Annotated in this window: 6 protein-coding genes; all 6 read left to right on the top strand. The window is 35.7% G+C overall.

Features of this window, described 5'->3' with window-relative positions; all coding sequences use genetic code 11:
* The first annotated feature begins 187 nt into the window (after nucleotides 1-187).
* The 6 genes from CSD97_RS16980 to CSD97_RS16955 all read left to right on the top strand — a co-directional run bounded on the left by CSD97_RS16980 (nucleotide 188) and on the right by CSD97_RS16955 (nucleotide 6,167).
* Complete coding sequence (locus tag CSD97_RS16980; protein WP_098032776.1) at nucleotides 188-727, top strand: UpxY family transcription antiterminator; 540 nt, start codon at nucleotides 188-190, stop codon at nucleotides 725-727.
* Nucleotides 728-799: 72 nt separating this feature from the next.
* Nucleotides 800-1,282, top strand: a complete 483-nt coding sequence (locus CSD97_RS16975; RefSeq protein WP_098032775.1) for a UpxZ family transcription anti-terminator antagonist — start codon at nucleotides 800-802, stop codon at nucleotides 1,280-1,282.
* A 282-nt stretch (nucleotides 1,283-1,564) separates the two neighbouring features.
* Nucleotides 1,565-2,617: an NAD-dependent epimerase gene (locus CSD97_RS16970; protein WP_098032774.1), complete on the top strand. Its 1,053-nt coding sequence runs from the start codon at nucleotides 1,565-1,567 to the stop codon at nucleotides 2,615-2,617.
* Nucleotides 2,618-2,638: 21 nt separating this feature from the next.
* On the top strand, nucleotides 2,639-3,949 hold the full coding sequence (locus tag CSD97_RS16965; protein WP_098032773.1) for a UDP-glucose/GDP-mannose dehydrogenase family protein: 1,311 nt from the start codon (nucleotides 2,639-2,641) through the stop codon (nucleotides 3,947-3,949).
* 70 nt (nucleotides 3,950-4,019) lie between these two features.
* Complete coding sequence (locus tag CSD97_RS16960) at nucleotides 4,020-5,228, top strand: O-antigen polymerase (protein ID WP_143272438.1); 1,209 nt, start codon at nucleotides 4,020-4,022, stop codon at nucleotides 5,226-5,228.
* Nucleotides 5,229-5,267: 39 nt separating this feature from the next.
* Nucleotides 5,268-6,167 carry a hypothetical protein gene (locus CSD97_RS16955; protein WP_143272437.1) on the top strand — a complete coding sequence of 300 codons (900 nt, stop codon included), beginning with the start codon at nucleotides 5,268-5,270 and terminating at the stop codon, nucleotides 6,165-6,167.
* Nucleotides 6,168-6,172 lie beyond the last annotated feature (5 nt).

The following is a 6,172-nucleotide window of genomic DNA, read 5'->3' as shown; positions in this document are numbered from 1 at the left end:
AAAAATACAGCTTATCTTTGCGTTCATTAAACGAACGTTTATTGGACACTTTTATGAGTCTAATATCTTCTTTAATAGCTTATTATCATTGCAAAAGTGTACAATACGGTTTGGGTGGGAAAATGTCTCGTTCAAACCGCGAAGCGCACCCGGAACTGAGCTAATTCATTCGAAAGAAAATTTCTAAGTGACTGAACAACAGAAATATTGGTTTGCGGCTCGCACCCGTGACAAGCAGGAATTCACAGTCCGGAAATCTTTGGACCGACTTAAATCGGAAGAGCATTTGGAGCTTGACTATTATCTTCCCACGCGCTTTGTCATTTCTCAATTGAAGTATCGTCGTAAGCGTAGCGAAGTTCCGGTAATCCGCAATTTGGTATTTGTTCATTCCACCAAGCAGACAGCCTGCGATATTTCCAACATTTATAATGTCCCCCTTTTTTATATGAAGGATCTTGCCACGCATTCCATGCTAGTAGTACCGGATAAGCAAATGGAGGATTTTATGTTCGTGATGGATCTGAATCCTGACGGTGTCAGCCTTAATAGCGAAATTCTTACTGTTGGGCATAAAGTAAAAGTTATCAAAGGCGAACTCAGCGGTATTGAAGGTGAGGTTGCCATCGAAGCCAATAAAACATACGTCGTTATTCATATTAAAGACCTTTTGACGGCAAGTGTAAAGGTCCCCAAGTCCTACTTGAAAATCATAAAAGATAAATAGTTTTTTTGCCATCCTGAGCTTGTCGAAGGATATCCTCTCTTTGTCTATAAATAATAAAAACTTACTATAAAGATGAATTCTTTACTTTCCCGTGCTCTCGAGCTACAACATGCAGCCCGTGAGTTGATGTATTCTGGTGTGGACGGTAAGTCGGTCTATTCCGACACTTTTTGCCGGTTGAACAAAGAAATCCTCGTCAAGTGCGATTCTCTTTTTTTGACTCAGAGTTCCGATGTTGAGGAGGAAGCGAATTTGTGTCTCGCTCTTTTGATGGGGTATAATGCCACTATCTATAACGATGGTGATAAAGAGCAGAAGAAGCAAGCAGTACTGGACCGGATTTATCCTATTTTGGAACAACTTCCTGCCTCTTTGCTAAAGGCTCGTCTGCTGACTTATACGTATGGGGAGGTTTATGAGGAATCTTTGTTGAAGGAAGTTCATGCCATTGTAGATGGTTGGGATAAGTCAACCTTAATTGCAGAACAGCTGGAAGCCATGGAGGAACTGAAGAATATAGAGGAAAATCCTTATCCGTTTGAGGAGATATCTTAAAAAAATCTGCTTGAAGAAAGACGTATTTCGTCTGCATAAAAAGATTGAGCGTTAGCTGATTTCTAAAGTTGAGGTTTACGGATGTAGTGTTGAGGTTTAGAAATGTTGTATAGAGGATTATCAGGAGGTGCTGTACCAATGTTGGGGAAAGTTTCATTCTGGATTAGTTTAACTAACTATGACATGTTTTAATTAATGCTATATTAAGTACTTACCCTCTAATAAGTGTTCCCCCATCTTCTAAATAATATATTATTCGAATAATTACACAACCTTGTTATAATGAAGATTTTAGTTACTGGTGTTGCAGGTTTTATAGGTTCTTACGTGTGTAAACGGCTGCTAAATCGTGGAGATGAAGTTGTTGGGATAGATAATATAAATGCGTATTATGATGTAAAATTAAAATATGGTCGTCTTAGAATATTGGGTATTGAGAAGGAAGCTGTAGACTGGTATAGATTTGTGCAAAGCATTCTCTTTGAGAACTTTCGTTTTATACGTATGGATTTGAAAGACAAACAAGCCATGCAGATGCTTTTTGCCAATGAATATTTTGATAAGGTCATAAATCTTGCGGCTCAAGCTGGAGTACGTTATTCCATAGAGAATCCGTATGCTTATGTGGAAAGTAATATAGATGGTTTCTTGAATATATTGGAAGGTTGTCGTCATTACCAGGTGAAACACTTGGTTTATGCCAGTTCCAGTAGTGTTTATGGATTGAATGGAAAAGTTCCTTTTTCTGAAAAAGATAGTATCGCACATCCTGTAAGCCTTTATGCTGCGACGAAGAAATCCAATGAATTGATGGCTCATACTTATAGCCATTTGTATGGTATCCCTTCTACTGGCTTGCGTTTTTTTACAGTCTATGGTCCTTGGGGACGACCGGATATGTCACCTTTTCTTTTTGCGGATGCCATGTTGCGTGGTCGTCCGATAAAGGTTTTTAATAATGGTGATATGTTACGTGATTTTACCTATATTGATGATATTGTTGAGGGAGTTCTTCGTGTAATAGACCATATTCCTACTTCTGATATTAATTGGAATGCCCAAACTCCTAACCCTAGTTCTTCTATCGCTCCCTATAAGATATACAATATAGGCAATTCTCATCCAGTGAAACTTATGGATTTTATCCAAGCTATTGAGGAAGTAATAGGTCGTTCAGCTGAGAAAGTGTACCTACCAATGCAGCCGGGCGATGTTTATCAGACTAATGCGGATACTACGGCTTTGCAGAATGAATTAGGATTTAAGCCCAGTAAACAGATTAAAGAGGGAGTTAAGGAAACGATAGATTGGTATCGTTCTTTTTATCACTTATAATCAAAAGTATACAAAAGTAATATGAAAATAGCAATCGTTGGTACTGGTTATGTTGGTTTGGTGACAGGCACTTGTTTTTCAGAAATGGGCATTGATGTGACTTGTGTGGATGTACAGGAAGGTAAGATAGAAAATCTGAAGAAAGGCATTATTCCCATTTATGAACCAGGTCTGGAAGATATGGTACACCGTAATTATGCTGCCGGTCGTCTGAAGTTTACAACAGACTTGCAGGAATGTCTGGATGATGTAGAGGCTGTATTCAGTGCAGTCGGAACCCCTCCTGACGAGGATGGTAGCGCTGATTTGAAATATGTGTTGGAAGTCGCTCGGACCATTGGCCGTAACATGAATAAGTATCTACTGGTTGTGACAAAGAGTACGGTTCCTGTGGGTACTGCAAAAAAAGTAAAGTCTGTCATTCAAGAAGAATTGAACAACCGTAATGTAACGATAGAGTTTGATGTGGCTTCCAATCCAGAATTCTTAAAAGAGGGAGATGCAGTAGATGATTTCATGAAGCCCGATCGTGTAGTAGTAGGTGTAGAATCAGAAAAGGCAAAGATTATAATGGAACGTCTTTATAAGCCTTTTATGATGAATAACTATCGGTTGATATTTACAGACATTCCCAGTGCTGAGATGATAAAGTATGCTGCCAATTCTATGTTAGCTACACGAATTAGTTTCATGAATGATATTGCTAACCTTTGTGAATTGGTTGGTGCTGATGTAAATATGGTCCGTAAAGGTATTGGTGCAGATAGTCGTATTGGTAGTAAGTTTTTATACCCTGGCTGTGGATATGGTGGCTCTTGTTTTCCGAAGGATGTGAAGGCGTTGATAAAGACTGCAGAGAAGAGTGGCTATTCGATGCGTGTATTGAAAGCTGTTGAAGAAGTGAATGAGAGTCAGAAGAGTATTCTCTTTGAGAAGTTGTTGAAACATTATAATGGAGATTTGAAAGACAAGCAAATTGCTTTATGGGGTTTGGCTTTCAAGCCCGAAACGGATGATATGAGAGAGGCTCCTTCATTAGTGCTGATTGATAAATTGATAGAGGCTGGCGCAAATATAAAGGCTTATGACCCGATTGCGATGGATGAATGCAAACGTAGGATAGGGGATAGGATTGCTTATGCTACGGATATGTATGATGCAGTGTTGGATGCGGATGCATTGTTGCTGGTGACGGAGTGGAAAGAGTTCAGGATGCCGAGTTGGTCTATATTAGGGAAAACAATGAAAGATTGTGTTGTATTGGATGGTCGTAATATCTACAATGGAGAGGAATTGAGAGGGATGGATTTTATATATTATAAAATAGGATAAACCAAAGGAATAGATATAAATTATGGTTTTTATTCCTTTTTTCTACTTTTTACTTTTGTTTTTTTACATAATGAGACAGAATGGATGGGATGTTTGTGCTTATGTGGCTTTTCTATATGTTCTAACGTCCTTATTTTCTGTTTTAATTCATATTCTTGATTATCAGATTGTTGTAATGTATGAAGAGTCTCTGATTCCTACTATTATTTATTGTACTCTATTGACAGTTGCAATTCTCCCATTATATTTTTTTAAAAGTAATCGGATTGAAAAAGTAACATGCCGTAGTTCTTTATTTATTGATTGTTTGGTTTATTTTTACTTTATATCGTTTTTAGTTATGCTTTTAGCTTATAAAAATGATATCATTTTTCGTTTTACTTATGGAAATTTGAGAGAATTACGGGCACTTACATATCAAGGCGAAGGACTTGGATTTACTTCTTATCCAAAGTATATAGAATTATTTCTAATCCCGATGAGGACTTTTGCAAATATGTCTTATGTAATGATTTTTATTTTTTTCTTTAGTATTACATATCTGCAAAAATCAAGATATTATAATCTTATGGCTATAATAGGTTCATTGCCTTGTATATTAATAGGTATTATAGGAATTGACCGTTCTAGGACATTCTATTGGATTCTTTTTTTCGGTTTAGCTGGCAGTTTGTTTTGGAAAAATATGAGTAAAAAAACAAAAAAAATAGCTGTATCTATGACTGCCGTTTTTTTCCTTTTAATAGTTTCGTATATGGCAATTGTGACAATATCACGTTTTGGAGATACTGGTTTAGGAGGTGCAAGTAGTATAATTGAATATGCGGGGCAGGCTTATATTCATTTTTGCTATTTTTGGGACAGATATGATTCGCCAGAGGGATTTACAACGAAATATTTATTCCCTGCAATTCATCATTTTATTATAGGTGATTATGATGGCGGAACTGCATATCAGCAAGAGATGACCAGCAAGTCTCATATGGAATGTGGTGTCTTTTATACATATCTTGGGAATTTTATTATTAGTTCAGGGAAGATAGGACCTTTTATGATAACGTTTGTTTACTTATTTCTCTGTTCATTAGTAATGAGACGAAGAAGTTCTGTAGTTTCATTTGAAACTCTTTTGAAATGCTTTTTTGTAATGTTTATACCTGTAGCGGGTTGTATATCATATATATATACTTCATATAATGCTACGATGTGTGCTATTCTCTTAATTGTTGGAATGAATGTATTAAGGAGTAGGAAGCGTGTATATATAAAAAACCAGTAATTATTGCAGGTGCTAATTAGGTATGTTATTGCATTGATTATGAAAGTGGCAATTATAGGGTGTAGTTATTTTGGAAAGGAATTGAATGAGTTAGGAATTGCAACTCCTAATCCATATATAAATAGTGCTGTTTATAGAAAAATAATATTATTATTCTGTAGACTTGGTTTGCCATTTTCTTCATTTCTTTATAAGAAAAGATGGATTGAAGATTATGTGGATTATGATATGATAATTCTTTTTGACTCTATGTTGAATTCTGATAAAGTCGCAAGGCAGATAGAAGCTGGAGCAAATAGTACTTCACGGCTTATTTATTACTATTGGAATACAATTGATAAAACTAATTGTGCTCATTTGAAACTTGACACAAGATGGGAATGCTGGACTTTTGATGAAGCGGATGCGAAAAAATATAATCTAAAGTTTGCTAATACTTTTTATTTCCCTTCTTTGGCTCAATTGTCTGTTGATGAATGTTTTGATATCTTCTTTATAGGTTTGGATAAAAATAGAGGAAATGTATTAGATGAAATATCTATGGTATTATCTTGTACAGAACTGTGTACTTACATAAAGTGTGTGAAAAAAAATATTTTTGGGCAATATAGAAAAATTCCATATCATGAACTTTGTAAGTATGTAGCTCAATCGAAAGCTCTACTTGATATTCCTAAGATTGGGCAAGAGGGTTTAACCCTTAGAGTAATGGAAGCTTTATTCTACAAAAAAAAAATAATAACGAATAATGGAAATATAAAAAAGTATCCTTTCTATTCTCCAAACAATGTTTTTATATTGAATGATACTTTAGATAAGACAGCTATTTGTGATTTTCTGGCTACTCCAAGTGTTACTATACCTATGAAATTGATAGAACACTATGATTTTGAGCAGTGGTTAAATCGATTGATTCACTCTGTGGAAGCTCCATTGTAAAAGAT

The sequence above is a fragment of the Bacteroides sp. AR29 genome (genome assembly GCF_900217715.1).
Taxonomy (GTDB): domain Bacteria; phylum Bacteroidota; class Bacteroidia; order Bacteroidales; family Bacteroidaceae; genus Bacteroides; species Bacteroides uniformis.
The sequence above is the reverse complement of the archived record's forward strand: the minus strand, read 5'-3'. Positions and strand labels throughout refer to the sequence as shown.

Excerpts from the sequence above, each read along its gene's own strand:
- CSD97_RS16955 (WP_143272437.1), top strand. The coding sequence starts at position 5,268 with ATGAAAGTGGCAATTATAGGGTGTAGTTATTTTGGAAAGGAATTGAAT.
- CSD97_RS16970 (WP_098032774.1), top strand. The coding sequence starts at position 1,565 with ATGAAGATTTTAGTTACTGGTGTTGCAGGTTTTATAGGTTCTTACGTG.
- CSD97_RS16965 (WP_098032773.1), top strand. The coding sequence starts at position 2,639 with ATGAAAATAGCAATCGTTGGTACTGGTTATGTTGGTTTGGTGACAGGC.
- CSD97_RS16960 (WP_143272438.1), top strand. The coding sequence starts at position 4,020 with ATGAGACAGAATGGATGGGATGTTTGTGCTTATGTGGCTTTTCTATAT.
- CSD97_RS16975 (WP_098032775.1), top strand. The coding sequence starts at position 800 with ATGAATTCTTTACTTTCCCGTGCTCTCGAGCTACAACATGCAGCCCGT.